This is a genomic window from Arthrobacter sp. CAN_A2, assembly GCF_015752045.1.
Taxonomy (GTDB): Bacteria; Actinomycetota; Actinomycetes; order Actinomycetales; family Micrococcaceae; genus Arthrobacter_D.
Map to the genome: position 1 here is coordinate 56,418 of NZ_JADOUS010000002.1, position 26,099 is coordinate 82,516.

The following is a 26,099-nucleotide window of genomic DNA, read 5'->3' on the forward strand; positions in this document are numbered from 1 at the left end:
TGAGCTTGAGTCGCCAACCCTATCAACGGCTGACAGTGTTTATAACTACCTCCGCGGACTGTTTGTTCCCCCGAGGAGAGCCTCGCGGAGCTCGACGAGCACCGCGTCACGGGAAGCGGCCCTGATCGCCGCGCGGTCCCCGGAGAAGTGATGCTCGCACGTCGTCGTACCCGACGAGGTCGAGATCGCCGTGAACACGGTCCCTACGGGCTTGCCCTCATGGGCGGAAGGGCCGGCGACACCGGTCGTGGCCACGCCGATGTCCGCGGAGAACGCGTTCCTGGCGCCATCGGCCATCGCGGCCGCGACCCGCGGATCGACGGCCCCCGCGCTCGAAAGAAGTTCCGCATCGACGTTCAGCAGGTTGTGCTTGACAGAAATCTGGTAGGCGACTATTCCGCCCTGAAGGACGGCCGAGGCGCCCGGGACGTCCGCGAGCGTGGCCGCGACCATGCCGGCCGTCAGGGACTCGGCCGTGGCCACCGTGAGGCCCCGCCGGACGGCCAGGCCGATGACGTCGGCGGCTGCTCCCGCGCCGGTCACGAGCGGGCGGCGGCCCGGAGCCGGATGGCCTGGACCACGTAGTCCACGCCGGTCACCACCGTGATGACGACGGCGGCCGCCATGACCGCGGCGGCCGGCCACCAGGCCCACGGCCCGGCGATGGCCTGCAGCGGGATGAGGAAGAGCAGGATGGCCACGGTCTGCACGACCGTCTTCAGCTTGCCCCCGCGCGAGGCCGGCATCACCCCGTACCGGATCACCGCGAACCGCAGGATCGTGATCCCGATCTCGCGAACGAGGATGACGATGGTGACCCACCACCAGAGTTCTCCCAGGACGGACAGCATCACGAGGGCGGAACCGATGAGCAGCTTGTCGGCGATCGGGTCCGCGATCTTGCCGAAGTCCGTGATGAGGCCCCTGCTGCGGGCCAGGTCGCCGTCGAGCTTGTCGGTGTAGATCGCCACCACGAACACGAGGACGGCGAGCCAGCGGAACAGCCCGTCGCGGCCGTCGTCGAGCAGGAGGAACCAGACGAAGAACGGCACCATCAGGATGCGCACGACCGTGAGGACGTTCGCGATGTTCAGGACCGGCACGGCCGGGCTCGGGGAGCTGCTCACTGTCTCAGGCTACCTGCCGGTGAGGTTCCAGGCGTCGGTATTCCCGTCGTCGTCGCCCCCGTCCGGGCTCCCGGACGCGTCGTCGCCGTCGTAGTAGTCGACCGCCTGTGCCCGGGAGGCGAGATCGTCGGCGACGAGGTCGATCGGCGCGTGGGGCTGGGCCTGGGCCGGCCGGGGAGCGGGCGGCTCGTCCCCGCGCATGGCGGCGAGCACGGGGGCGAGGTCGTCGGGCTTGACCAGCACGTCGCGCGCCTTGGACCCCTCGGACGGGCCGACCACGCCTCGCGACTCGAGGAGGTCCATGAGGCGCCCGGCCTTCGCGAACCCGACGCGGAGCTTGCGCTGCAGCATCGACGTCGACCCGAACTGGGTCGTGACCACGAGCTCGGTGGCCTGGAGCAGGACCTCGAGGTCGTCCCCGATGTCGTCGTCGATCTGCTTCTTCGGCGCTTCGACCGCGACGTCCTCGCGGTAGACGGCCTGCAGCTGCCCCTTCACGTGCTCCACGACGCGGTGGATCTCCGACTCGGTGACCCAGGCGCCCTGCACGCGCATGGGCTTGGACGCGCCCATGGGCAGGAACAGCGCATCACCCTGGCCGATCAGCTTCTCGGCGCCCGGCTGGTCCAGCACCACGCGCGAGTCGGTGACCGAGGACGTGGCGAACGCCATGCGGGAGGGGACGTTCGCCTTGATCAGGCCGGTGACGACGTCGACCGACGGCCGCTGCGTGGCCAGGACGAGGTGGATGCCGGCGGCACGCGCGAGCTGGGTGATGCGGACGATCGAATCCTCGACGTCGCGCGGGGCGACCATCATCAGGTCGGCGAGCTCGTCCACGATGACCAGCAGGTACGGGTAGGGGCGCACGACGCGCTTGGACCCCTCGGGCGGGATGATCTTCCCGTTCCGGACGGCCTTGTTGAAATCGTCGATGTGCTTGTAGCCGTAGTTCGCCAGGTCGTCGTAGCGCGTGTCCATCTCGCGGACCACCCACTGCAGCGCCTCGGCGGCCTTCTTGGGACTCGTGATGATGGGCGTGATCAGGTGGGGCACGCCCTCGTACGCCGTGAGCTCCACGCGCTTCGGGTCGACCATGACCATGCGCACCTCGTCCGGCGTCGAGCGCATGAGGATCGAGGTGATCATGGAGTTCACGAACGAGGACTTGCCTGCACCCGTGGCGCCGGCGACGAGCAGGTGGGGCATCTTCGCGAGGTTGGCGACGACGAACCCGCCCTCCACGTCCTTGCCCACCCCCATCACCATGGGGTGGTCCGTCTTGCGGGCGTTCCCGGAACGCAGGACGTCCCCGAGGGAGACCGTCTCGCGGTCCGTGTTCGGGATCTCGATGCCGATGGCCGACTTGCCGGGGATGGGCGAGAGGATGCGCACGTCCGAGCTGGCGACGGCGTAGGAGATGTTCTTCGACAGCGCGGTGACGCGTTCCACCTTGGTGCCCGGCGCCAGTTCGATCTCGTAGCGCGTGACGGTCGGACCGCGCGAGAATCCGGTCACCTTCGCGTCCACGTTGAACTGGTCCATCGTGTGCGTCAGGGCGGCGACGACGGCGTCGTTGGCTTCCGAGCGCTCCTTGGGCGGGGTGCCGGCGGGCAGGTAGTCCGACGGCGGCAGGGTGTACGCGACGTCGCCGGCGAGCTGCAGCTGCTCGGTGCGCTGCGGGATGGGCGTGGGCGGGACCTGCGGCGGCACCGGTGTCGACGGGACGATCAGTGCCTTCGCGGCGGGGACGACGTCGATGGCCTCCGTCGCGCCCTCGGGGGCACGCTCGGGGGCACGGTCCGGGGTGCCGATGCCCTGCGACCGCTTGAGTTCCTCGGCGGCCAGTTCCTGCCGCGTGGGGCGCCGGACCCCGGGACGGACGGCGGCCTCGGCCTCGCGGGCACGCCGCTCCTCGTCCTCGATGACGGCGCGCTCGAACGCCTCGTCGCCGACGTACCCCTCCTCGTCGGTGTCGTGCTGGTCGTGGTCGTTCCCGGATGCCCCGGGCTTGTCCTTGCCGAACAGGCGCCGGCGGCCCTTCGGCTCGGGCTTGGCGGTGGAGCCGTGTGTCTCGTAGAGGTAGCTCTGGTCGTGGCCGTCGTCGCGCCGGGCGTCGGCGTCGTTCAGGTCCTGGCCCATCAGGTGCTCGTACAGGGTGCGCAGGCGGGCCGGGATGTGGCGGAAGGGCGTGGCCGTGACGATCAGCAGGCCGAGGAAGACCGCCGCCGCGAGCAGGACGCCCACGGGCCAGACCGTGAGGACGCTGCTGAGCGGCCCGGCGACGAGGAACCCCGCGACGCCTCCCGCGCGCCAGAGCGCGTCGAGCCCGTCGGAGAGGCCGGGCCGGCCGCCGACGAGGTGGGCGATGCCGGAACCGGCGAAGAGGATGACGAGCTGGCCGATGGCGATGCGGTTGTTGGCGCGATGCTGCTCCGGGTAGCGGAACAGGCGGACGGCGCCGATGCCGAGCATGAACGGGACGAGCAGGGCCATCCAGCCGAAGGTGCCGCCGGCGCCCGCGTGCACGATGTCGGCGGCAGTGCCGCCGAGGGCCCACCACTCGACGGCGGCGACCGCGAGGGCCAGCAGGAGGAGGAAGAAGCCGGACCCGTCGCGGCGGAGCTCGCGGTCCGGGTCGACGTCGTGGCCGAAGGTGCGGACGCCGGAACCGACGACGCGCGCGGTGCCCATCCATACGGCCCTGACGGCGCGCAGGGGAAGGGCGAGCTGGTCCTCGTGCCGGGGTTCGGGGGTCACCGGGGCCTGCCGGGTCCTGGCCGGAGCGCGGCCGGCCCCCTTGGCCGGAGCCTTGGTCGGCGCCTTGGCCGGCGCCTTGCTCCGGGAGGATCCCGCGACGGCGGACGCTCCCTTGCTGCGGGTCTGGTGCTGGCCCCGCGGGGCAGGGGATGTTCGAGTGGCCATGCTCCTCACGGTACCGGACCCCGCCCCCGATGCGTCGGATTCCCGCGGGCCGACGGCCCCCGGGCTGCCCGGTGTCAGGCCTCCAGGACCACCGGGATGATCATCGGGCGCCGTCGGTAGCCCCGGTTGACCCAGGTGCCGACGATGCGCCGGACGACCTGCTGCAACTGGTACGTGGTGTGGTCCGGGGTGTTCGCCACGGCCTCTTCGAGGGCCCGTGCGATCCTGGGCTTGATCTCGTCGAACACGGCGTCGTCCTCGGCGAACCCCCGTGCGTGGATGTCCGGTCCCGAGACGATCGTCCCGGTGCTGCGGTTCACCACCGTGATGATCGAGATGAAGCCTTCCTCCCCGAGCGTCCGCCGGTCCTTGAGGTCGGCGTCGGTGATCTCCCCCACGCTGGAGCCGTCCACGTACACGTAGCCGCACTCGACGGCTCCCACCACGCGCGCCCTGCCGTCCACGAGGTCGACGACCGAGCCGTCCTCGGTGATCAGGACGTTCGACGCCGGGACGCCCGTCTGCTGCGCCAGCTTCCCGTTGGCGATGAGGTGCCGGATCTCGCCGTGCACGGGCATGACGTTCCGTGGCCGCAGGATGTTGTAGCAGTAGAGGAGCTCGCCGGCCGCGGCGTGGCCGGACACGTGCACCTTCGCGTTGCCCTTGTGGATGACGTCGGCGCCGAGCTTCATGAGCCCGTTGATGACGCGGTACACGGCGTTCTCGTTGCCGGGGATGAGCGAGGAGGCCAGGATCACGGTGTCGCCCTTGCCGACCGTGATGCGGTGGTCGCCGTTGGCCATGCGGGACAGCGCAGCCATGGGTTCGCCCTGCGAGCCGGTGGACATGAGGACCACGCGGTCGTCCGGCAGGTCGTCGACGTTCTTGATGTCCACCAGGATGCCGTCCGGCACCTTCAGGTAGCCGAGTTTCGCGGCGATCGCCATGTTGCGCACCATGGACCGCCCGGCGAAGCACACGAAGCGGCCGTGGGCGTGGGCGGCGTCGAGGACCTGCTGGACGCGGTGTACGTGGGAGGAGAAGGAGGCGACGATGATGCGCTTCCGGACCTGCCCGAAGAGGTTCTCGAGGACGGGACCGATCTCCCGTTCCGCCGTCGTGAAACCCGGGACGTCGGCGTTCGTGGAGTCGACCATGAACAGGTCGACGCCCTCTTCACCGAGGCGTGCGAAGGCCCGCAGGTCGGTGATCCGCCCGTCGAGCGGTAGCTGGTCCATCTTGAAGTCGCCCGTGTGCAGGACGTTGCCGGCCTCGGTCCGGATGAACACCGCGAGGGCGTCCGGGATGGAGTGGTTGACGGCGACGAACTCGCACTCGAACGGCCCGAGCTGCTCGATCTGCCCCTCGGACACGGTGAGGGTGGACGGGTGGATCCGGTGTTCCTGGAGCTTCGCCTCGATGAGGGCGAGGGTCAGCTGCGAGCCGATGAGGGGGATGTCGGCCCTCAGGCGGAGGAGGTACGGCACCGCTCCGATGTGGTCCTCGTGGCCGTGCGTGAGCACCAGGCCGACGACGTCGTCGAGCCGGTCCTCGAGATAGGAGAAGTCGGGCAGGATCAGGTCCACGCCGGGTTGGGTCTCCTCGGGGAACAGCACGCCGCAGTCGACGATCAGCAGCTTGCCGCCGATCTCGAACACCGCCATGTTCCGGCCGATCTCGCCCAGCCCGCCGAGCGGGACGATCCGCAGCGTGCCCGGCTCCAGCGTCGGCGGCAGGGCCCTCAGGGCAGGACCGACGCCGGCCGCGTCACTCATGGCCGGGCGATCCGGCGTGTCTCCGGGGACCCGATGTCCCATCCTGCCTCGGCCAGGTCGGCGAGGACCGGCTCCAGCTCGCTCTCGTCCGGTTCGACGAGGGGCAGGCGCACCACGGCGTTCGCGAGCACTCCCTGCAGGCGCAGGATCTGCTTGGCCGAGACCGCACCCGGGATGTGGGTCATCACGGCGCGCACCACGGGGTCGAGCTCGAAGTGGACCCGGCGGGCCTCCTCGAAGTCGCCTGCCGCGGCGGCGTCGACCAGCGCACGGAAGGCGATCGTGGCGACCTGGGCGCTGACGCTCACGACCCCGACGGCACCTGCGGCCATCCATGGCAGGGTGAGGCCGTCGTCGCCCGAGTAGACGTCCAGATCGGTGGAGGCGAGTACCCGCGTGACGGCGGCGAAGTCCGCCTTCGCGTCCTTCAGCGCTCCGATCCGGGGGTTGTCGGCCAGGCGGAGCATCGTCTCGGTGGTGATGGGGATGGAGGACCGGCCGGGGATGTCGTAGACCATGATCGGCAGGTCGCTCGCCTCGGAGACGGCCGTGAAGTGGGCCAGCACACCGGACTGCGTGGGCTTGTTGTAGTAGGGCGTCACGACGAGCTGCGCGTGGGCTCCGGCTCGCTCGGCGCGGCGTGCCATCTCCACCGAGTGCGAGGTGTGGTTCGTGCCCGTACCGGCGATCACGCGGGCGCGGTCCCCCACGGTCTCGACGACGACGCGGTAGAGGTCCTCCTTCTCGGAGTCCTCGAGCGTCGAGGTCTCCCCCGTCGTGCCGGAGACGACCAGGCCGTCACAGCCGTCGTCGACGAGCTTCGCGGCGAGGGCGGCGGTGGCATCGAAGTCGACGCTGCCGTCGGCGGTGAAGGGCGTGACCATGGCGGCCACGAGCGAACCGAACGGGAGGATGCGGGAGGGGGTTTCAGCCATGGGTAAAACGTTACCCGCTCGGGCGGGAGCCGGTGGGACCGGGCGCAGACTCCGCCGCCGCCCGGTCCCGCCGGGGAGGCGAAGGTGCCTGTGGGACCATGGCTGGATGCACACGAAGTCCGCGCCCCGCCGCCTGACCGGGATCGATGCGGCGCGCGGCGTGGCCCTCTTCGGCATGATGAGCACCCACATCCTGCCCCTCTACGCCCCGGGTACCACGGAGGCCACCTGGACCGCGCTGGTGTTCTCGGGCCGCGCGTCCGGCCTGTTCGCCGTCGTCGCGGGCATCGGCCTGGCCCTGCTGACGGGAGGACGCTTCCCCCACCGGGACCGGACGCTCTCCGCCGACCGCACGGGCATCGCGGTCCGCGCCGTCGTGATCGCCCTGATCGGGCTCGTCCTCGGCGGTGTCGAGACGAACATCGCGATCATCCTGGTCCACTACGGCGTGCTGTTCCTCCTGGCGCTGCCCTTCGTGGGGCTGCGGCTGCGGGCGCTCGCGGCGTGGACGGCCGGCTGGCTGCTGGTCGCTCCGGTGGCCGCCTATCTCCTGCGACCCTTGGTGGCCGCGGCCGTGGACCCGCCCTCTGTCGGGGGCAACCCCGTCTTCGAGCACATCCTCGAGCCGGGCACGCTCGCCGCGGACCTCTTCCTGACCGGGTACTACCCGGTGCTGCAGTGGCTCGGCTTCATCCTCGTGGGGCTCGTGATCGGGCGGCTGGACCTGTCCCGGCTCGGCGTGCAGCTGGGGCTCCTCGGCGCGGGCGTGCTCGCCGCGGTCGGGGCCAGGCTGCTCAGCGCGGAACTCCTCGGGCAGGGCGGCGGCCTCACCGCCCTCCTGGCGACCCCGGACGGTCGCCGCTACCCGCTGGAGGCGATGCTCGACGTCGGCCTTGCGGGCGTGGACCAGTCGGGCTCGTGGTGGTGGCTCGCGGTCAGCGCGCCCCACTCGGGGACGACACCCGACCTCGTGCACGTGGCGGGTTCCGCGGCCGCGGTCGTCGCGGCCTGCCTCCTGCTCACGCGCCGGTTCCCGCAGGCGCTCCTGCCGCTGTCGGCGCCGGGGGCCATGACGCTGACCCTGTACACCCTCCACATCTGCGTCATGAGCTGGGCGGACACGCTGGTCCCCCTGGCGGATCCGCTGCTGCTCCTCTGGCTGCAGGTCGTCGCCGCGATCGCCATCGGCATCCTGTTCCAGCGCGTGCGCTCCCGGGGGCCCCTGGAGCTGCTCGCCTCCGGTGCGGCGAACGCGGCGCGGGACGGGCGTGCCGAGGCCCGGCACTGACGGGGGCCGTGTCGGCGTCCGGCGTCAGTCCTGCCGGCGCGCGGTGCCCGCTCCGTGCCGGCGGTACAGTTTCGCGGCGTCGCGCATCGCCCGCCGGGCCCGCTTCCGATCGCCGGCGGCGTCGTAGGCGCAGGAGAGCCTGAACCAGCTCCGCCAGTTCTCCGGGTCGGCCTCCGCCTCGGCCTGGAAAGCGGGGAAGGCGGCGTCGGCCGCGGACCGCACGATCCGCCCGGCGGGAGTCCTCGGCAGGTCGTCGACGGGCAGGCCGCCCTCGGCGTCGAGCCGGCGGGCCATCTGCTCGGTCCGTGCGCCGAAGAGCAGTTCCCGGATCAGGGCCCACGCTCCGATGCACGGGAGCAGCAGGTACCCGACGCCCAGGGCCTTGGCCACGGGCTCGGGGTCGCCGAGGAGCAGGAAGCTGCGCTGGAAGGCGACCACCAGCCAGAAGACGAGGAGCGCCGTGACGAGCAGGACGCCGACCTTGGCCTTGTGCTGCCGGTAGAACCCGAGCACCGGATGCGTCGGCGGGGTCATGAACCGGTTCCGCCGATCTGCAGGTCCAGATAGCCGTCGAGTCCGACGGTCAGGCCGGGGTGCCGGGCCACCGAGCGGATCCCGAGCAGGACGCCGGGCATGAACGAGGCACGGTCGAAGGAATCGTGGCGGATGGTCAGCTGCTCGCCCGTGCTCCCGAACAGGACCTCCTGATGGGCCGTCAGACCGCGGAGCCGCACGGAGTGCACGGGGACGCCGTCCACGCTCGCACCGCGCGCCCCCTCGAGCTGGTCCCGCGTCGCGTCCGGCGCGTCCGGCACACCCGCGGCGGCCCGCGCCGCGGCCACGAGCTGGGCGGTCCGCACGGCGGTGCCGGAGGGGGCGTCCACCTTGTCCGGGTGGTGGAGCTCGACGATCTCGACGGAGTCGAAGTAGCGGGCCGCGGCGGCGGCGAAGGCCGTGGCGAGGACGGACCCGAGCGCGAAGTTCGGCGCGATCAGCACACCCGTGGCGGGCGTCTCCTCCAGCAGGACCTCCAGGCGGGCCAGGCGATCGGCGGTCCAGCCCGTCGTCCCGACGACGGCGTGCATGCCGTGCTCGACGGCGAAGCCGACGTTCCCGACCGTGGCGTCCGGGACGGTCAGGTCGACGACGACGCGCGCACCGGCGGAGACGAGCGATTCCAGGGGATCGCCGCTGCCGAGGGCGGCGACGAGCTCGAGGTCGTCCGCCGCCTGGACCGCACGGACGGCCTCGGCCCCCATGCGTCCCCTGGCACCCAGCACGGCCACGGGCAGTAGTTCAGTCATGCCCTCAAGCCTACTGTTCCGCTCCTGCCCCGACCCATTCCACGCTGCCGTCCGTGAAGAACTGCTCCTTCCAGATGGGGACGCGCTCCTTCACGAGGTCGACGAGGTCCGAGCAGGCCCGGAACGCCTCTCCGCGGTGTGCGGCCCCGACCGCGGCGACGAGCGCCTGGTCCCCGATAGCGAGGGGTCCCACGCGGTGCGCCACCCAGATCCGGATGCCTTCGTGGCGGGCGGCGATCTCCTCCGCGACCTCGCGGATCACGCGTTCGGCGCTCGGGTGCGCCGAATAGCTCAGCGAGCTGACGTCGCGGCCGCCGTCGTGGTCCCTCACGACGCCGCTGAAGCCGACCACGGCCCCGCAGTACGGGGAGTCGACGCCGGCGTGCGCCTCCTCGGGGGTGATCGGGGTGTCGGCGACGGCGGCGTGCACTACTTCACCGGTGGTCATTGTGGCCTTCCAGCTGGGAGCAGATGTGGTCGATGAGGGGCGCGAGGACCGCGAGGCCGTCACGGACGCCCCCGGGCGATCCGGGCAGGTTGATGACGAACGTCGAGCCCGCGGTCCCCGCCAGTCCGCGGCTGAGGGCGGCCGTCGGGACGGTGTCGGCTCCGGCGCGGCGGATGGCCTCCATGATGCCCGGCAGGCTGCGCGTCAGGTACGGCGCCGTCTGTTCGGGTGTGGCGTCGTCGGGGCTGAGCCCCGTCCCCCCGCTGGTGATGAGCACCGCCGGGCGGGCCTCCAGGGCGGCGCCGATCGCGGTGCCGACGGCGTCTCCGTCGGGGACCACGACGGCGTCAGCGACGGCGTAGCCGTGGTCGTAGAGCCAGTGGGCGATGGCCGGGCCGCACTCGTCCTCGTAGGTGCCGGCGGCGGCCCGGGTGGAGGCGATGACGACGGCGGCGGTGCGCAGCGGTGTCATACGGCCCAGTCCCCGCTCTTGCCGCCGGACTTCGAGAGCACGCGCGTGCCGGTGATGACCGCGTGCTTGTCCACGGCCTTGATCATGTCGTAGAGGGTCAGCGCGGCGACGGATGCGGCCGTCAGGGCCTCCATCTCGACGCCGGTGAGCGAGGTCGTCTTCACGAGCACGACGACCCGCACGCGGCCGCCGTCGGGCTCGAAGTCGACGGTCACCCTGGACAGCGGCAGCGGATGGCACAGCGGGATCAGGGTGGAGGTCTGCTTGGCCGCCATGATGCCGGCCACGCGGGCGACGGCGAGGGCGTCACCCTTCGGCAGGCTGCCGTCGGCGATGAGCGCGACGACGTCGGGCGTGGTCTCGAGGGTCGCCTCGGCGACGGCCTGGCGGACGGTCGCCTGCTTGCCGGAGACATCGACCATGTGGGCGGTGCCGTCGGATCGGACGTGGGACAGTCCCTCGGTGGGGGGTGGAGTACTCATGATGGAGTCCTTTCTGCGGAGTCCATTCCACCAGATCCGGCCCGGTCCGCGCGGACCGGGTCCTCGGTTGCCAGGAGATCCGACGGTATGGGCCCGATGAGCGTGACCTCGACCCGGTCACCGGCGGCGAGCGAGGCAACGCCCTCGGGCAGGTGGACGAGGCAGTTGGCGGCGGCCAGGGCGTGCAGCAGATGGGACCCGGGCCCGCCCACGAGCGCCACCCTGCCGTCGCGGTAGACGCCGCGGCGTACCTGGTGCTTGGCGGGAGGGCTGTCGACGCCCTCGGCGAGAACCGCCTCCAGCACGGGGCGGGGCGCCGGGACGCCGGTCATCCCATGGAGGGCGGGCCGCAGGAACATCTCGAAAGAGACCATCGCGCTCACCGGGTTGCCGGGGAACCCGAGGAACGGGACACCGGAGATGGTGCCGTGCGCCTGGGGTCCGCCCGGCTGCAGGGCCACCGAGGAGAACTCCACGCGGCTCGCCGCGAGCGCCTGCTTCACCACCTCGTAGGCGCCCTGGCTGATGCCCCCGGTACTGAGGACGAGGTCGGCGCTGTCCGCGGTGATGGCGGCGAACGCCTCCCGGAGCACCGCCGGATCGTCCCCGAGCAGACGGTGACAGGTGACGTCCACGCCCGCCTCCCGCAGCGCCGCCTCGAGGAGGGTCGTGTTGGCGTCGTAGATCCTTCCCGGGGCGAGGGCGGAGCCGGGCTCGGCCACCTCGTCGCCGGTCGACAGGAGCAGCACGCGGAAGCGCGGGACCACGCGGACCTCACCCACCCCGCAGGCGGCGAGGAGCCCGAGCTGGGCGGCGCCGAGCAGCGTGCCGGCCCGGAGTGCGATCCCACCCTCGGCGATGTCGCTGCCGGTCCGCCGCACGTACGATCCGGCGTCGATGCCGCCGGGGAGGCGCACGGTGGGGTTCCCCTCTGCCCGCTCCGCTGCGGAGTAGAACCGGGCGGGCTGTGCCCGCTCGATGGGCACGACGGCGGCCGCGCCGGCCGGCAACATGGCGCCGGTCATGATCGGGGCTGCCGTCCCCGGATCGAGAGGAGACGGCACGGAGCCTGCCGGGATGGGGTCGGCCACGACCAGCGGGGCCGTCCCCGCGAGGTCGGCGGCGTGGACCGCATACCCGTCCATCTGGGAGTTGTCGAAGGGCGGGAGGCTGACCGGCGCGTGCACGTCCTCCAGCAGCGCCCGGCCGAGGGCCTCGCGCAGCGGGAGGACGTCCGCTGCCGCGCGCCGGTACCCGGCGGCCGAGTGCAGGAGTCCGGCCACGGCGGCCTGGTGTTCGGCGACGGTTCGTCTCATGGGTTGCCTTCCGCGCGCTGGTGTCGGCGAGCCGGACCGCCCGGATGGCGTGGCCTAGGTCACCGTGAACGTTACCGTGTGCAGCCCTTCGGCGCCGTCCGGTGCCGGGGCGGCGGGGTCCGCGGACTGCACCCCGCCCTCACGGTCCAGCGCCCGCGCCTGGAGGGTGTGCGACCCGGCCGGCAGCCGCAGCGTGGCGGTGTACTGGCACCAGGTGTCGGCGGAGATCGGTCTTGCGAGCGTGGCACGCTGCCAGGCCCCGCCGTCGGCCCTCACCTCGACGGCCTCGACCCCCCTGTGCTGCGCCCAGGCCACACCGCCGACGACGACGTCGCCGGCGGGGACGCTCGCGTTCGCGCGGGGCACGTCGATCCTGGAGGACGTCTTGACCGGGCCGCGCTCGGACCAGCCGCGGGTGGACCAGTACGCCGTGTCGTCGGCGAAGCGGGTGACCTTCAGCTCGGTCACCCACTTCGTCGCGGACACGAAGCCGTACAGCCCCGGGACCACGAGCCGGACCGGGAAGCCGTGCTCCACGGGCAGCGGCTCGCCGTTCATGCCGACGGCGAGCAGCGAGTCCCTCGCGTCGGTCAGTGCCTCCAGGGGCGTGCCGGCGGTGAAGCCGTCGACGCTCCGTGAGAGCACCATGTCGGCCTCAGGCCGCACCCCGGCCCGGGCGAGGAGCTCGCGCACGGGCCACCCGAGCCAGCGGGCGTTGCCGGTCAGGTCTCCGCCGACGGTGTTCGACACGCAGGCCAGGGTCACGTGGCGCTCGATCAGGGGTAGCGCGAGCAGTTCCGCGAACGTGATCCTGATCTCCCGGTCCACGAGTCCCGTCACGGTGAGGGACCACTCCGCGGCGTCGAGGACCGGCACCACGAGCGCGGTGTCGATCCGGTAGAAGTCCGCCACCGGCGTCACGAGTTCGCTGATGCCCTCGATGCCGAGGTCCGCCCCCTCGGGGACGAAGGACCCCTCCGGAGGTGGGGCCGCCCCGGCGGGTGCGGGCAGCGTGATCGACGAGCGCTGCTGCGTCACGGCGGACTGGGAGGACCGCACCCCGGTGGCTGCCGCCCCGGTGGCGACGGCGACGGCGGCTGTGCCTCCGGCCGCCTGGAGGAACCGGCGGCGTGCCGGGAGCGGGCCTTCCGCGCCGTCGTCGCCCGCCCCGGCCCACGCCCTCAACGCCCGGATGAGTGCGGCCAGGACGAGGATCGCGACGAGCGTGGCGACCGCCGGCGCCACGAAGGAGACGGCGGAGGATTGCGGCCGCGAGCTGACGGCGAGCGCGCCGAGTACCCCGAAGCCGACGACGACCGCCCGGCCGGCGAAGGCCCGCCGGTATTCGAGCACTCCGGCGGCGAGGGCGATCCCGGTGATGACGGCGGCGATCGTCGCCAGGAGGACGGCCTTGTCCGCGGTCCCGAACCAGGCGATCGCCCAGTCCTTGACCGCCGGCGGCACGACGTCGATGACGGAGGAGCCCACCGCGGTGACCGGGGTGACGGAGGGGCTGAGCGCGGCTGCCGCGAGCTCGCCGGCGATGACCCCCAGCCCCACCGACAGGGCTCCGGAGACGGCGGCCCACGCCTGGGGTCTCATGCTCACTGGGGGGATCCCTGCCTCTCGTCACGTCCCGGCCGCTCTGCCGTCCGGCAGGGCAGGTCCGCCCGTTACACGACCGCGGGTGGGCGGAGGTTCCCCCGCGTTCTACAGGGCCGCGGCGCCGGGCGGAAGACCCGCCCTCGGCGACCCCGGGTAGGGCGGGGGCCCGCCGAGGGCGTAATCTCGTTCTTATGGGAATCCAACTGGGAATGCCGAGTGCTGCCCGCGGGGGCGCGACCACAGGCCTTCTGGACACCCACGGAAGGCAGGCCACGGACATGCGCCTGTCACTCACGGACAAGTGCAATCTGCGGTGCACGTACTGCATGCCGGCGGAGGGCCTGAACTGGCTCCAGAAGGACCAGGTCCTGTCCCGCCAGGAGATCGTCCGCCTCGTGCGCATCGGCGTCGACCGGCTCGGGATCCGGGAGCTGCGTCTGACGGGCGGGGAACCCCTGGTGCGGGCCGACCTGCTCGACATCATCCGGGACATCCGCGCCAACCACGCCGACCTGCCGATCTCCATGACGACCAACGCCCTCGGCCTCGACCGCCGTGCCGTGCAGCTGAAGGATGCCGGGCTCACGCGCATCAATGTCTCCATGGACTCGCTCCACCCCGAGACCTTCGCCCAGCTGACCCGCAGGCCGTTCCTGGATCGCGTGCTCCGGGGCATCGAGGCGGCCGCGGACGCCGGGCTGGGCCTCGTGAAGATCAACGCCGTGCTGATGCGCGGCATCAACGACCACGAGGCGCCCGACCTCGTGGAATGGGCCGTCGCCCGCGGCTTCGAACTGCGCTTCATCGAGCAGATGCCCCTCGACGCCGACCACGGCTGGACGAAGGAGGGCATGGTGACCGCCGCGGAGATGCGCGCGCTGGTCGAGACCCGCTTCGTCCTCACCCCGGACCCCCGGAACCGCGACGGCGCGCCCGCCGAGCGGTGGGAGGTCCGGGCGAGGACGGCTCCCGACGTCGTCCTCGGGACCGTCGGCATCATCGCGTCCGTCACGGAACCGTTCTGCGCGGACTGCCGACGGACGCGCGTCACGGCCGAGGGCAAGATCATGAGTTGCCTCTTCTCCCACGAGGAGACGGACCTGCGCGGTCTCCTGCGCTCCGACGCGGACGACGAGGCCGTGGCCCAGCGCTGGCGCGACGCCATGTGGCTCAAGCCGCGGGCGCACGGCATGAGCCATACCGGGCTCGGGGCCGATGACTTCGTCCAGCCCGACCGGTCGATGAGTGCCATCGGTGGCTGAGGTGCTCGTGAGGTATTTCGGGGCGGCGAAGGCCGCCACCGGCGTCGGTGAGGAGCGGCTGCCCGGCGGACGCACGCTGGCCGCCGTGCTCGACGAGTTGCGCGGGCGCCCTGCCTCGTCCGGCGCACCGTCGCTGGCGACGGTCCTCGACCGCAGCAGCTTCCTGCTGAACGAAGTCGCCCTGCGGGACACCTCGACCGTCCTCGCGGACGACGACGTGCTCGACGTCCTCCCACCCTTCGCCGGGGGCTAGGAGGCAGCGGAGCCCTCGACCAGGACCTGGTCGACGCCTTCGCCCGGGTCGCCTGCCAGGACCGCTGCGGCCGGCGGCTCACCGTGGATGGTGACGCGATACCAGTAGATGGCCTGGTGCTCGACGGTCAGGTCCACCGGATGCCCGTGGTGGTAGCTGATCCCGCAGGTCTCCTCACCCCAGACCTCGACGTGGACGACCCGCTCGTGGGCGGCGAGCGTGCTGTCCTCGACGGCCTTCTGCGCGTAGCGCATCAGGACGAGGCCCTCGATGTAGCTGGCACCCGCCGCTCGCAGGAAGCTGACGGTCTCGTACCGCGGGTAGATCGTCATCGCAGGAGGACCATCCTCTCCCCCGCTGGTGGAGCGGGTCCGGTTCGGGGAATTCCCGGAAGCCGCTATTTCGCGCGAAGCTCGGAGGGGAAGTGCTTCCACTCCCTGCGGAAACGGGCTTCGGCCCGCAGGGCTGCTACCTGCTCCAGGGCATGCAGCCGACCGTAGGTGAACCCGTTCTCACCCTGCTTGAAGGCTGCGCCGCCCAGGCGGCGCAGCAGGTTCCGGGTCACGACGCTGTCCTGGTGTTCGCCGAGGATCTTCTGGATCCCCAGGGCCGCGTCCCCGATGCGTGTGATCTTCTTCCGGCCGATCGGGGCCGCGGCCTCGGTTGCATACCGCAACCGCTTGCCGTCCTTGCGTGCCTGATGGAGGGCAGGCTGGTCGCCCAGCCCGGCGGGGTGATGCCTGGCCTCGTGGACGGCCGCGCGCAGGCGCTGGATGTCCCGGTTCAGGAGTTCCGGGATCACCCGGGCCGCCGGCTGGGCCGCCCGGGCGGTCGGTGCCGGGTCGGCCAGCAACGACTCGAGTGTGTCGAGCAGCAGGAAGTACCGACGCCCGCGCAGCGCCTTGAGTGCCCGGGCGTGGGCCTTCCTGTAGCCGGCCCCGAGCTCCAGGTCGACCCTGCGCTTGACCGGGCCCATCAGGAGTTCGGTCGGCTCGTCGGCCAGCATGTCCTTGAGCCGCGCGTGCATGACCTCCGCGTCCCGCGCCCTGCCGAGGACGCCTGCCAGCCACTTAAGTTCGTCACGCAGGAGCCGTACGGCATCGGCGTCGCCCAGCAGGGACCGATACGTGCCGAGGACCGATCGCATGCGTCGGGTGGCGACCCTCATGCGGTGGACCGCGTCGGGGGCGTCCTCCCGCACCTGGGGATCCTGCTGCTTGAGCACTGCCAGCTGCTCATGGAGGTAGGCGAGCAGGACGTCCCCGGCCGGACCGTCCGGCGTCGGCGTGGGTCTCCCGTCGGCGACGGAACGCAGCCGGGATCCCAGGGTCCGCGCCAGCTTGGAGCTGTGGGCGGCGGGGTGCGCACCGGCGTCCGTGACCCGCGACTGTGCGGCATCGAGCAGATCCCTCGACCCGTCGACGAGCTCGATCTCCCATTCACGCCAGTGCAGGCTGGATGGTTCGGGACGGAGCGCCTCCGCCTGCACGTGGTCGTCCATGAAGTCGGCCAGGACCTCACCCCCCTCCCCGTGGAGGCGGTGCACGATGCGGCGCGTCGTCACCCGGGCGACCGGCACCAGCGCCTTGCCCCGCACATGGACCCGGATCAGGTCCAGGAGTGCCTCGGGGATGCCGTCGGTCTTCTCGCCCAGCGGCTCATGGTATTCGTGGCGCTCGTCGGTCCCGGCGGGGATCTTCACATGCCACCCGGCATCCTCACCCCCGGTCCGTCGTCGTACCGTGATGCGCCGTGAGGCCAGCCGCAGGTCGTCGGTGTCGAAGTACTCGGCGTCGAGCCGGTACTCGACGGACGGGTCCACCGTCCCGATGCCCGGCAGGTCGTGCAACGGAGGAATCGCGGCGTCGTCGTCGACGTCGAACTTCCGCTCAATCTCAACCGCAGGATCCGAGCCCATAGGGCACTGTATATCGGGACACCGACCGGCGTCAGTAGCCTGCGGGCACACGGTCCCCCGACCCCGCCCGGTTCGGGACGAAAGTCCCTGACGGCTCTCGGTGCCCGGGTGACCGACTGGGCGTCAGGGTGCGTGGGGGCAGCCGGTGAGCCAGGCAAGGGCGTGGGCCCGATCCCGGAAGTACCGGGTCGGGTACGGCGGATCGTGGACCTCGGCGAAGAATGCCGCGAGGGCGTTGTCGACGGCGGTCGGTCCCACGATCGCCATCGCGGCGATGTTCAGGTCCCCCGCGAACCGGAGGAGGGCGCTGCGGCTGAGGGTCACCATGCCGTTGAGTTCGACCAGCATCGGCGGGCACACGTCCCTGCTGATCGCATCGGCCCGCTCGACGAGGGCGGAAGCATCGGCATCACCGACACTCATGCCGGCGAACCATTCGATCCACAGGACCCCGTCACGCATCGTCGCCGTGAAGGGCTCGATCGCCTGATGCGGTTCCTCGCTGGTCCTCATCCCCGCCCCTTCATCGGATCCGCCCGCCCGTCGTCCCGAAGGATCCGGCTCGCCCGCGCCCCTCCACGATGCCGGGCTACGAGGCGGGAAGGTGACTGGTCAGCCACGCGAGCGCCGCCTCCTCCTCGGTGAAGAACCGGACCTCGTGCACCGATTGCTGCACCGATGCTGCAATGACCCGGTCCACGGGGGTGAGCCCGAGCATCGCGGCGGCCAGGACCATCGTCTCGGAACCGTAGGCTGCCCGGGCGCCGGCATTGATCATCGTGATGTGGCGCATATCCACCAGGACCGCGTACGGAACGTGGTCGACCAGTTCCAGGCTCTGCCGGAGGACGTCCCGGGCGTCGGCTTCCTGGACCTCGGTCCCCGGCGCCCACGTCAGGCGGATCAGGGCAGGGCGGAGCAGGTTGAGCGTCGCCCGGCCCTCGGCCGCAGACACCCTCACCGTCCGGCCGTAGCCGGACGCCGGAACCGGCCCCCCGTCGGGCCGCACCGCTCGCTTGGTACTTCGCTCGTCGATACCTATCAGCTCCCCGCCACAGTGGTCAGTAGCTCCCTATCCTATGAACCGACGGGCATCCATCACATGCCGGGCACCCGCAACTTATCCGCAGATTGTTCGCAGAGGACGGATAACTGAAGGCGCGACCCCTGGGCACAGGGACGCAAGCGGTAGGCCGTCGGAGGGAGGACTACGGGACGGGGAGCCGGGTGGGGGTGACCCTGCCCGGGGTGTGGTCGGTGGCCCGCCGTCGTGCTCCGTGGCGTTCCACCATCTTGCTGGCCTCGGCGAGGAGGAAGATGAGCACCGCCACGGCGATGGTGTAGCCCCATTCGCGGAGGCCGATGGGCGCCGAGTGGAACCAGGGGTGCATGGACGGCCCGTACACGAAGACCAGCTGCAGGACGAGGAGCACGGCGCTGGAGATGTAGATCGCCCTGTTGCCTCGCAGCACCGCGGGCCGGAGACTCGAGGCCCTGAGGAACCTGCAGTTGAACAGGAACGCGAGCTGGCCGAGGACCAGCATCGTGACGGCCGTGGTCTGCGCCTCGGCGGTACTGGAGCCCTCGTTCACCTCGAAGAAGAACACGCCGATTGTCGCTGCGGTGATCAGTGCCGCCACCCAGACGATCCGCCCGACGTAGCTCCGATCGAGGATGCCCCGGCCTGGTCGCAGGGGGGGCCTGTCCATGCTGTCCGGATCGGCCGGCTCGGTCGCCAGGGCCAGCGACAGGGTGATCGCGGCGATGAGGTTGACCCAGAGGATCTGGGTGGCCTGGAGCGGGAGGGTGGACCCGAAGAGGACGGCCAGCAGCAGGACCAGCGCCTGGGCGGACGTCGTCGGCAGCAGGAACAGGATCGACTTCTGCAGGTTGTCGCGGATCCGGCGGCCTTCCTCGACGGCGTGGCCGATGGTCGCGAAGTTGTCGTCCGCGAGGACGATCTCGGCGGCCTCCTTGGTGGTCTCGGTCCCTTTGATGCCCATGGCGACACCGATGTCGGCCCGCCGCAGGGCCGGAGCGTCATTGACGCCGTCGCCCGTCATCGCGACGATCTCACCGTGCGACTGCAGCGCCGCGACGATCCGGAGTTTGTGTTCGGGGCTCGTCCGCGCGTAGACGTCGACGTCGGGCGCTGCGGCCGCGAGTTCCAGGTCGTCCATCCGCTCAATGGCGTCGCCGGTGAGCACCGTCGAGTCGACCGTGGCGATCCGCATCTCCCGGGCGATCGCCAGGGCCGTGCCCGGATGGTCCCCGGTGATCATCTTCACGCGGATGCCGGCACGGTGCATCGCCGCGATCGCCGCTATCGCCTCGGCCCGGGGTGGGTCGAGGATCCCGGCGATGCCGAGGAACACAATGCCGCCGGCGACCTCGTCCTCGCGGAGGTCCGTCGTCGGAGCGGTGGGGGCCGAATGGGCGCCGGCGAGGACCCGCAGGCCCTTGTCGCTGAACCGGGCGACGGTCCGGGTCCAGGCCGCGCGGTCGATCGGGCGCAGTGCCCCGTCAGCACCGATCTCGTGGCTGCAGCGCTCCAGCACGACTCCGGGCGCGCCCTTGAGGAGGATACGGGCCACACCGTCCGGCCCCCGATCCCGGGTCGCCATGTATTTCGCCTCGGCGGAGAACGGGATCACGGCCAACCGATCATGGTCGGAGCCGTCGAACGCGGTTTTCGCGGCGAGGGTGCGGAGCGCGCCCTCCGTCGGGTCTCCCACCACCTGCCAGTCCCCGTCATCGGAGACGAGGTGCGCGTCGTTGCAGCGCGCGAACACCTCGACGACCGCGCGAAGATCCGGACCACCGGCTTCCTCCTCGCCGGTCGCAGGAGAGGTGACCGATCCGGAGGGCGCGTAGCCCGTGCCGTCGATCGCGTATTCACCGACACCTGTGACGACCGTACGCACGGTCATCTCGTTGCGGGTCAGGGTGCCCGTCTTGTCGGTGCAGATGGTCGTGACCGAACCGAGGGTCTCCACGGCCGCGAGTTTCTCAGCGATCGCGTTGCGCGATGCCATCTGACGGACACCCAGCGCGAGCGTGATGGTGACCAGGGCGGGAAGCCCCTCGGGGATCGCCGCGACAGCGAAGGCGATGGTCGCCGGGACGAGCTGCGCGCTCTCCCGCTGGTGGACGAACCAGCCCACGAGCAACATGATGCCCGCGACGGCGACGATCACCAGGGAGATCCGTTTGCTGAATGCGTCGAGCTGTCGGGTCAGGGGGGTCCGGGTGCTTTTCGTCTCCGTGACCAGCGTGTTGATGCGGCCCAGTTCGGTGTCGGCCCCGGTGGCGAACACGACGGCCGTGGCGTCACCGGCGACGACGTGGGTCCCGGAGAACACGGTGTTGGAACGGTCACCGATGCTGCTGGCGGCGGGCACCGGCTCCGTGCCCTTGTCCGACGGCAGGGACTCCCCCGTCAGGGCCGACTCGTCGACCTGCAGGGTGCTGGCGCGGAGCAACCGTGCATCGGCGGGGACCTTGTCCCCCGGTTCCATCCGGACGATGTCCCCGACCACGAGATCCGCGGCGTCGACATTGATCCAGCCCCCCTCGCGTTTCGCCTTGGCGCTGAGGGAGAGCAGTGAGCGGATCCCGTCGAGTGCCTTCTGCGACCGGCCGTCCTGGATGACCCCGACCAGGGCGTTGATCAGGGTGACCGCCAGGATGACGACGGCGTCGATCCAGTCTCCGACGACGAGGGTGACGAGTGCGGAGGCCAGGAGGACGTAGATGAGGATGTCGTGGAACTGCTTCAGGAAGGTGACTATCGGATTGCGCCGGCGCTGCGGCGGTAGCGCATTGGGTCCCTGGGCGTCGAGCCTCAGGGCTGCCTCGGGGGCGTCCAGCCCCGCGGTGCCCGTCCCGAGGGCGGTGAGGACGTCAGCGGTGCTCCGCGCGTGGAACGGCACACCCTCTGCGGATGCCGGGTGGCTCGGCGGTCCCACGGCGCCGGGAGGCGGTGCCGCGCGGCGGTGTGCTCGCCGTGGTGGGGTCACGGTACGCGGCGGGAGAAGGTCGGCAGGTGTGGTCCTTCTCGTGCTTCGGGTCTCATGGCTTACCGGACGACGAGAACGTTGCCTCGGGCGTGGTGGAGGACGGCGTGGACCGTGGACCCCAGGCGGGCACCGAGCGTGTTGGTGCCCTTCGCTCCCAGGACGACGCAGACGGCGCGGTGGGCCTGATGGATGATGACCCCGGGTACGGACGGTTCCGCGAAGGAGTCCTCGATGACGGTGAGGTCCGTATCGTCGGGCAGGAGGTTCAGGGCCTGCTGGACCACGGGATCGTGCTCCGGGCCGGACAGCCTCGTCCAGGCGTGCCGGGTGTAGGGCCGCACATGGAGCACGCGGAGCGGCGCGTGCAGGGTCTTCGCCAGGAGCGCTGCCTCGGTGACCGCGCGATCGCTCTCCGGGGAGCCGTCGACGGCGACCAGGACGTCGCCCTCATCGGGCTGGTCGTCGCGGATGACGGCGATGGGGCAGGAGGAGGAAGCGGCGAGGTGGAGGCTGACCGACCCGATGAGCAGGCCGGCGAACCCACCCAGTCCGCGGGTCCCGGTGACGAGCAGGGAGGCTTCGGCGGAGAGCCTGGTGAGCACCTCGGAGGGGAAACCGGTGAGGAGCCGCATGCTGACATCGACGTCCGGTTCGGCCTGCCTGGCGAGATCGAGGCCTTCAGCGCCCGTCCGTTCGGCGGCCCGCTGGAGGCCGCTGTCCTTGACGTCGGCGACAGGGCCGAGGTCCTGGGTGAAGAACGGCCAGACCCAGCAGTGCACGACGACGAGGGGCAGTCCGGCGACGGCCGCGTGGTGGGCTGCCCAGAGGATGGCGCGGCGGGAGCCGTCCGAGCCGTCATAGCCGGCGATGACGGGTTTGACCGGCGCTTCGGCCGGGCTCATGCTGGTGCACCGGCGGGTGGCAGGGTGATGCCCCGGCCTACCGCGGGTCGAAGGGCGTCGTGGGACGGCGGTGCTGGATGCATGGTGAGTCCTTGCCTGAGAAGGGGTCCTGCTTGAGCATGACCGACTCCAGGCTGATTGGGTAGGACTTTCGGGGATACGCTCGCGGTCGAAGAGGACCAGTTGTTTTGAGTAACTCAAAATAAGCGATATGGTGGTGAGCATGCCGACCGCATCTGCTTCCATCCCCGACACCGACGTGCTGAAGCATACGATCCGGGCATCGGGACTGAAAGTGACGGCGCCCCGGGTCGCGGTGCTGCGCGCCTTGCAGCACCTGCCGCATTCGAGCGCCGAACGCGTCTTCGAGCGGGTGAAGGACGACCTGTCCGGTACCTCCCCGCAGGCCGTCTACGGGATCCTGGCGGCTTTCACGGGAGCAGGACTGGTCCGTCGATTCGATCCTCCGGGTTCGCCCGCCCTGTTCGAATGCAGGGTCGGGGACAACCATCACCACCTCGTCTGCGTCAGGTGCGGAACGATCAGGGACGTCGATTGCGTCATCGGGCAAGCACCATGCCTGGAGCCATCGGATGATTCCGGCTTCACCGTCTTCGCCGCCGAAGTGACGTTCAACGGCTTGTGCGAGCAATGCCGCGCCGCCGCATCGGCCGGCGACAACCAATAACCCCAAGAACCGGGTGATCACCGACCGACCAGCGGTCCGGTGACCCGTCGTTCGGGCAGCAGCCCTACCGTCCTGGTACGGTCACGCCCGAAATCAACCGAAAAGGAAGAAACCTTGACTCTCATCGCGCCTATCACCCGCCCTGATCTCCGCCCCGCTCCCCGCAGCAGCATGCCGGCGTCGCCCCTCGGGGGCAGCTACACCACCACGAGCCGCACGATGCCCGCGACCCATCGGACGCCCGGCACCTACGTCACGTCGAGCAGAGCTGTCCCGGGCACGCCCGGCCGCTACGTCACCACCGAGGTCCGCGGCCCGGTGTCCGGCGGCTTCTACACCTACACCGGTTGAGCTTTCCTGCCGGCCGGGCCCCGACGCCGTCGACCCCGGGACGGGAACGCGCCGGACCATGGGCCGACGGGCACCGGGTACCTCACGTGAACACGTGGACGAAGCGGAGGAACACGGAGGCTGCGACGGCGAGGTAGGCCAGCACGATGATCGGTCCCACCCATGCCGCGAGGCTGCTGGTGAGCCGTGCGGGTGCGGGGATGACGCCGTGGACCAGATTGCGGACGGTGGTCAGGATGACCAGTGGGATCATCGCCGCCCACACGATCATGCAGTAGAGGCAGAGGATGTAGATGTCGAACAGGGCCTGGCTCCACAGCCAGGCCGCGAACACCCCGCCGAGGGTGACGCCCACCTGCAGGCCGAACCAGTACCAGCGGCTGAACCGGGCCCCGGCGAGCAGCGCCATGCCGGTGGTGATGATGACGGTGAAGCCCACGAGCCCGATGAAAGGGTTGGGGAAACCGAAAAGCTCGGACTGCCAGGTCTCCATGACCCGCCCGCAGGACACCCACGGGTTGATGTCGCAGCTCGTGACGTAGTCCGGGTCCCGGTAGAGCTCGAGCTTCTCGAGGATCAGGATGCCGGCGGCAACCCACCCGACGACCCCGGTCGCCAAGAGCACGACAGCGAAAGGGATCCGGCGGGCGAATCCCGGCGAGGACGTCACGTCATCCCGACCCGTCTGCGGGGATGGTCCGAGGCCGCCGTCGGTGTGGGCCATGGTGCTCAGTCCGCGATGGCGGTTTCGATCAGGCTGCGGAATTCCTCCACCGTGGCCGGCTGGATCTTCCGGCCGTCGAGGAAGAAGGTCGGGGTCCCCTCGACCTCCAACGCCATGCCGTCCTTCTTGTCCGCGTTCACGCGCTCCATCGTCGCGGGATCGGCGATCGCCGCGTCGTAGGCGGCCATATCGAGCCCGAGGTCCTCGGCGTAGCCCCTGAAGACCGGCGACCTGTCCTCGGAGGTGTGGCTCCACTCGGTCTGCGTCTCGTACATGCGCGCGTGCATCTCCTTGAACCGGCCCTGCTGTGCGGCCGCCTCGACGGCAGCGGCTGCGGTCTCGGAGTTCGGATGGCCGGGCAGCGGGAAGTATCGGGACACGACGGTCAGGTTCTCCCCGTACTCCTCGGAGAGATCCTCCACGAGCGGGTACGCGGCAAGACAGGATTCGCATTCGAAGTCGAGGAACTCGACAAGGACGGCCTTCTCGTCGGGCGCCTGGGACAGGCGGTGGCTATCCTCACGGACGACCTCGGCCGCGGGCGTCGTGCCTGCCGCCTGGTCCCGGTCGTTCCCGAGCGCGTTGAACAGGATCACCAGACCGACGACGAGGGCTGCGGCGGCGAGCAGGCCGATCGCGACCAGGTTCGGCAGGCTCGGGCCCTTCTTCGCGTCAGGCGTCGTACTGGGGGCGGGGGTCGGCACGGTGGTGTCTCCTCGTCGTGGACAGGCAACGCCCCCGCTCCCCACCGAGTGCGGGGAACCGGCGTGCGTCCTTCATCCAATTATACACGCGCCCCTGTACTGAAGACGGGGGCGGCGACGCATCCGCGGGGCGGTCAGGCGCCCGGGCCGGCGAGATCGGCTTCCGAGTCGAAGGGCCCGACGACGACGGTGGTGCGGGGCGCCGCGGCGAGCTCCCGCGCCAGGGCCTGGACGTCCTCGGCGGTGACGGACCGGATGCGGTCGAGCGAGGTGTCCATGTCGACGAACTCGCCCGAGACGAGCTCCGAACGGCCGAGCCGTGACATCCGGGAACTGCTGTCCTCGAGGGCCATGACCAGTCCGCCCGAGAGCTGCCCGACGGCCTTGCGGAGCTCCTCGGCGTCGATGCCGTCGGCGGCGAGCCGGTCCAGCTCGGCGCCGAGCAGATCGATGACCTGGCCGGTCTTGGCCGGGGAGCACCCCGCGTACATGCCGAAGTAGCCCGCATCCGCATAGGCGGCCGAGAACGAGTACGTGGAGTAGACGAGCCCGCGCTTCTCGCGGATCTCCTGGAACAGCCGCGAGGACATGCCCCCGCCCAGGACGGCGTTGAGGACGCTCATCGCGAACCGGCGCTCATCGGTCGCCGTGAGGGAGGGGCATCCGATCAGGATGTTCGACTGCTCGACGGCGCGCCTGATCACGTGGACGCCCGTCGCCCCCTGGACAGGCACCTCGGTGGTCCGGCGGCGCGGGACGGGCAGTGCGCCCTCGTCCAGGGCCCACCCGGCCGATTCGAGCGCTTCCTGCACGAGGCGGCAGACGACGTCGTGGTCCAGCCCGCCCGCGGCGGTGACGACCAGTTCGGCAGGCGTGTAGTAGCGGCGGTAGTGGGCGAGCACGGAGTCGCGCGGCACCGCGCGGATCGCCTCGGGCGTCCCGCCGATCGGCCGGCCGAGGGGGTGCTCCCCCAGCACCAGTTCGACGAACCGCTCATGCGCGACGTCCGCGGGGTCGTCGCTGTCCATCGCGATCTCCTCGAGGATCACGTCGCGCTCCTGCTCGAGCTCCTCGGGGTCGAGCACGGCAGAGGTGACCATGTCCGCGATGACGTCGATGGCCATCGGCAGGTCGGAGTCGAGGACGCGCGCGTAGTAGCAGGTGTTCTCCTTCGCGGTGGCGGCATTGGATTCGCCGCCCACCTCGTCGAAGGCCGACGCGATGTCCATGGCGCTGCGGCGCGCGGTCCCCTTGAACAGCAGGTGTTCGAGGAAGTGGGTGGAGCCGTGCTGGCCGTCGGCCTCGTCGCGGGACCCCACGCCCACCCAGAAGCCGATCGTCGCCGACCGCTGGCCGGGCATCGCTTCGGTGAGCACGCGGACGCCGCCGGGCAGCACGCTGCGCCGCACCACGTTGCCGCCGGGATCACCGGCCACGAACGTGGCATCGGCTCCCTCCCCACCGGTGTGGGTGGTAGGCAGCAGGGGCAGGGACACTACGGAGGACAGGGACATCCTGGACTTTCTGGTCTGTCGGGAAACGGCAGACGGCCCCGGCGCCGATCGAATCGATCGGGACGCGCCGGGGCCGTACGGTGCTCA

26 protein-coding genes are annotated in these 26,099 nt (G+C 71.0%); 5 read left to right on the forward strand and 21 right to left on the reverse strand.

Annotated features, from left to right (window positions below; genetic code table 11):
- Window positions 1-45 precede the first annotated feature (45 nt).
- The 5 genes from IWX63_RS02500 to dapA form a co-directional block, all read right to left on the reverse strand.
- Window positions 46-543 carry a CinA family protein gene (locus IWX63_RS02500; RefSeq protein WP_199276584.1) on the reverse strand — a complete coding sequence of 166 codons (498 nt, stop codon included), beginning with the start codon at window positions 541-543 and terminating at the stop codon, window positions 46-48.
- Window positions 540-1,127: a CDP-diacylglycerol--glycerol-3-phosphate 3-phosphatidyltransferase gene (gene pgsA, locus IWX63_RS02505; RefSeq protein ID WP_199276585.1), complete on the reverse strand. Its 588-nt coding sequence runs from the start codon at window positions 1,125-1,127 to the stop codon at window positions 540-542. The genes IWX63_RS02500 and pgsA overlap by 4 nt, the downstream gene beginning before the upstream one ends.
- A 9-nt stretch (window positions 1,128-1,136) precedes the next feature.
- Entirely contained in the window at window positions 1,137-4,052 is a 2,916-nt protein-coding gene (locus tag IWX63_RS02510; RefSeq protein ID WP_199276586.1) for an FtsK/SpoIIIE family DNA translocase, read from the reverse strand.
- Between the two features lie 74 nt (window positions 4,053-4,126).
- Complete coding sequence (locus IWX63_RS02515) at window positions 4,127-5,827, reverse strand: ribonuclease J (RefSeq protein ID WP_199276587.1); 1,701 nt, start codon at window positions 5,825-5,827, stop codon at window positions 4,127-4,129.
- Window positions 5,824-6,762, reverse strand: a complete 939-nt coding sequence (dapA, locus tag IWX63_RS02520) for a 4-hydroxy-tetrahydrodipicolinate synthase (RefSeq protein WP_199276588.1) — start codon at window positions 6,760-6,762, stop codon at window positions 5,824-5,826. The genes IWX63_RS02515 and dapA overlap by 4 nt, the downstream gene beginning before the upstream one ends.
- 106 nt (window positions 6,763-6,868) lie before the next feature.
- Here dapA and IWX63_RS02525 point away from each other — a divergent pair, with 106 nt between their 5' ends.
- Window positions 6,869-8,050: a heparan-alpha-glucosaminide N-acetyltransferase domain-containing protein gene (locus tag IWX63_RS02525; protein ID WP_199276589.1), complete on the forward strand. Its 1,182-nt coding sequence runs from the start codon at window positions 6,869-6,871 to the stop codon at window positions 8,048-8,050.
- Window positions 8,051-8,074: 24 nt separating this feature from the next.
- Here the strand turns inward: IWX63_RS02525 and IWX63_RS02530 are convergent, their stop codons facing one another.
- The 7 genes from IWX63_RS02530 to IWX63_RS02560 are packed head-to-tail and all read right to left on the reverse strand — an operon-like array spanning window position 8,075 to window position 13,674.
- Window positions 8,075-8,584 carry a hypothetical protein gene (locus IWX63_RS02530; RefSeq protein ID WP_199276590.1) on the reverse strand — a complete coding sequence of 170 codons (510 nt, stop codon included), beginning with the start codon at window positions 8,582-8,584 and terminating at the stop codon, window positions 8,075-8,077.
- On the reverse strand, window positions 8,581-9,354 hold the full coding sequence (gene dapB / locus IWX63_RS02535; RefSeq protein WP_199276591.1) for a 4-hydroxy-tetrahydrodipicolinate reductase: 774 nt from the start codon (window positions 9,352-9,354) through the stop codon (window positions 8,581-8,583). The genes IWX63_RS02530 and dapB overlap by 4 nt, the downstream gene beginning before the upstream one ends.
- A 10-nt stretch (window positions 9,355-9,364) precedes the next feature.
- Window positions 9,365-9,802, reverse strand: coding sequence for a molybdenum cofactor biosynthesis protein MoaE (locus IWX63_RS02540; protein WP_199276592.1), 438 nt, complete (start codon window positions 9,800-9,802; stop codon window positions 9,365-9,367).
- A complete protein-coding gene (locus IWX63_RS02545) occupies window positions 9,789-10,274 on the reverse strand; it encodes a MogA/MoaB family molybdenum cofactor biosynthesis protein (RefSeq protein WP_199276593.1) in 486 nt (161 codons plus the stop codon). The genes IWX63_RS02540 and IWX63_RS02545 overlap by 14 nt, the downstream gene beginning before the upstream one ends.
- Window positions 10,271-10,756 (reverse strand): cyclic pyranopterin monophosphate synthase MoaC, encoded by a 486-nt coding sequence (gene moaC / locus IWX63_RS02550; RefSeq protein ID WP_199276594.1) that lies wholly within the window; start codon window positions 10,754-10,756, stop codon window positions 10,271-10,273. Before moaC ends, IWX63_RS02545 begins: the two co-directional genes overlap by 4 nt.
- On the reverse strand, window positions 10,753-12,072 hold the full coding sequence (locus IWX63_RS02555; RefSeq protein WP_199276595.1) for a molybdopterin molybdotransferase MoeA: 1,320 nt from the start codon (window positions 12,070-12,072) through the stop codon (window positions 10,753-10,755). The genes moaC and IWX63_RS02555 overlap by 4 nt, the downstream gene beginning before the upstream one ends.
- A 54-nt stretch (window positions 12,073-12,126) precedes the next feature.
- Complete coding sequence (locus tag IWX63_RS02560) at window positions 12,127-13,674, reverse strand: molybdopterin-dependent oxidoreductase (RefSeq protein WP_199276910.1); 1,548 nt, start codon at window positions 13,672-13,674, stop codon at window positions 12,127-12,129.
- A gap of 194 nt (window positions 13,675-13,868) precedes the next feature.
- Between IWX63_RS02560 and moaA the strand changes: the two genes are divergently transcribed.
- Both moaA and IWX63_RS02570 read left to right on the forward strand, forming a co-directional pair.
- Entirely contained in the window at window positions 13,869-14,939 is a 1,071-nt protein-coding gene (gene moaA, locus IWX63_RS02565) for a GTP 3',8-cyclase MoaA (protein ID WP_199276596.1), read from the forward strand.
- A 1-nt stretch (window position 14,940) separates the two neighbouring features.
- Window positions 14,941-15,192 (forward strand): MoaD/ThiS family protein, encoded by a 252-nt coding sequence (locus tag IWX63_RS02570; protein ID WP_199276911.1) that lies wholly within the window; start codon window positions 14,941-14,943, stop codon window positions 15,190-15,192.
- Here the strand turns inward: IWX63_RS02570 and IWX63_RS02575 are convergent.
- From IWX63_RS02575 to IWX63_RS02600, 6 genes are all read right to left on the reverse strand, one after another.
- Complete coding sequence (locus tag IWX63_RS02575; RefSeq protein ID WP_199276597.1) at window positions 15,189-15,524, reverse strand: hypothetical protein; 336 nt, start codon at window positions 15,522-15,524, stop codon at window positions 15,189-15,191. The genes IWX63_RS02570 and IWX63_RS02575 overlap by 4 nt on opposite strands.
- Window positions 15,525-15,589: 65 nt before the next feature.
- Window positions 15,590-17,110 (reverse strand): CYTH and CHAD domain-containing protein, encoded by a 1,521-nt coding sequence (locus IWX63_RS02580; protein ID WP_199276598.1) that lies wholly within the window; start codon window positions 17,108-17,110, stop codon window positions 15,590-15,592.
- A 123-nt stretch (window positions 17,111-17,233) separates the two neighbouring features.
- Window positions 17,234-17,623: a DUF7793 family protein gene (locus tag IWX63_RS02585; protein ID WP_199276599.1), complete on the reverse strand. Its 390-nt coding sequence runs from the start codon at window positions 17,621-17,623 to the stop codon at window positions 17,234-17,236.
- Between the two features lie 76 nt (window positions 17,624-17,699).
- Window positions 17,700-18,071: a DUF7793 family protein gene (locus IWX63_RS02590; protein WP_199276600.1), complete on the reverse strand. Its 372-nt coding sequence runs from the start codon at window positions 18,069-18,071 to the stop codon at window positions 17,700-17,702.
- Between the two features lie 247 nt (window positions 18,072-18,318).
- Window positions 18,319-21,042 carry a cation-translocating P-type ATPase gene (locus tag IWX63_RS02595; RefSeq protein WP_199276601.1) on the reverse strand — a complete coding sequence of 908 codons (2,724 nt, stop codon included), beginning with the start codon at window positions 21,040-21,042 and terminating at the stop codon, window positions 18,319-18,321.
- A gap of 146 nt (window positions 21,043-21,188) precedes the next feature.
- A complete protein-coding gene (locus IWX63_RS02600) occupies window positions 21,189-22,031 on the reverse strand; it encodes a universal stress protein (RefSeq protein WP_199276602.1) in 843 nt (280 codons plus the stop codon).
- A 223-nt stretch (window positions 22,032-22,254) separates the two neighbouring features.
- Here IWX63_RS02600 and IWX63_RS02605 point away from each other — a divergent pair, with 223 nt between their 5' ends.
- Window positions 22,255-22,719 (forward strand): Fur family transcriptional regulator, encoded by a 465-nt coding sequence (locus tag IWX63_RS02605; RefSeq protein WP_199276603.1) that lies wholly within the window; start codon window positions 22,255-22,257, stop codon window positions 22,717-22,719.
- Window positions 22,720-22,833: 114 nt separating this feature from the next.
- Window positions 22,834-23,070, forward strand: coding sequence for a hypothetical protein (locus IWX63_RS02610; protein ID WP_199276604.1), 237 nt, complete (start codon window positions 22,834-22,836; stop codon window positions 23,068-23,070).
- An 82-nt stretch (window positions 23,071-23,152) separates the two neighbouring features.
- Here IWX63_RS02610 and IWX63_RS02615 read toward each other — a convergent pair whose 3' ends face one another.
- The 3 genes from IWX63_RS02615 to IWX63_RS02625 form a co-directional block, all read right to left on the reverse strand.
- Window positions 23,153-23,794, reverse strand: a complete 642-nt coding sequence (locus IWX63_RS02615; RefSeq protein WP_199276605.1) for a vitamin K epoxide reductase family protein — start codon at window positions 23,792-23,794, stop codon at window positions 23,153-23,155.
- A gap of 5 nt (window positions 23,795-23,799) precedes the next feature.
- Window positions 23,800-24,498 carry a DsbA family protein gene (locus IWX63_RS02620; RefSeq protein WP_334685577.1) on the reverse strand — a complete coding sequence of 233 codons (699 nt, stop codon included), beginning with the start codon at window positions 24,496-24,498 and terminating at the stop codon, window positions 23,800-23,802.
- Between the two features lie 134 nt (window positions 24,499-24,632).
- On the reverse strand, window positions 24,633-26,012 hold the full coding sequence (locus IWX63_RS02625; protein WP_199276606.1) for a M16 family metallopeptidase: 1,380 nt from the start codon (window positions 26,010-26,012) through the stop codon (window positions 24,633-24,635).
- Window positions 26,013-26,099 lie beyond the last annotated feature (87 nt).